Origin of the sequence: Undibacterium sp. SXout20W, assembly GCF_049340285.1 — a bacterium.
In the GTDB taxonomy this organism is placed as follows: domain Bacteria; phylum Pseudomonadota; class Gammaproteobacteria; order Burkholderiales; family Burkholderiaceae_D; genus Undibacterium.
Genome location: NZ_JBMPPH010000120.1, coordinates 1 through 551, shown reverse-complemented (window position 1 = coordinate 551; position 551 = coordinate 1). Strand labels below are relative to the sequence as shown.

Genomic DNA, 551 nt, shown 5'->3' with positions numbered 1-551 from the left:
ATCAGCAGAGAATTGCGTCGTAATACTGGAGGTCGTGGTTATCGTCCAAAGCAAGCTCATAAAAAGTCAGAGGAGCGACGTGCAATTAACGCGCGGCGCATTGACGAGGATGTCTGGGAGTTTGCGCAAGAACGACTATTGGAGCAATGGAGCCCAGAGCAAATTAGCGGTCATGCGGCGATAAGTCCGGAAACAGTTTATCAACGTGTCTATGCGGATAAACGATCAGGCGGAGCACTTTGGAAAAATCTACGTTGTCAGAAGAAACGAAAAAAACGATATGGTAAGTTAGAGCGAAGAGGCAGTATACCGAATAGACAATTTATCGAAGACAGGCCAGCAATTGTAGAGCAGCGCAGTCGAATAGGCGATTGGGAAGCAGATACGATCATTGGCAAAAACCATCGGCAAGCTATTGTGAGTATCGTAGAACGCAAGACAGGATTAACGTTGATTCGAAAAGTGGAACGTAAGACAGCGCACGCAGTAGGTCAGGCGATGATTGAATTGCTTGAACCTTATCGTAAAAAAGTACGCACCATCACCTCAGA

General features: G+C 46.3%; 1 protein-coding gene. It reads left to right on the top strand.

The genetic code is table 11. The features are described 5' to 3' along the window. A partial coding sequence (locus ACO0K1_RS20275; RefSeq protein WP_423029018.1) for an IS30 family transposase occupies positions 1–551 on the top strand: 551 nt, incomplete at both ends.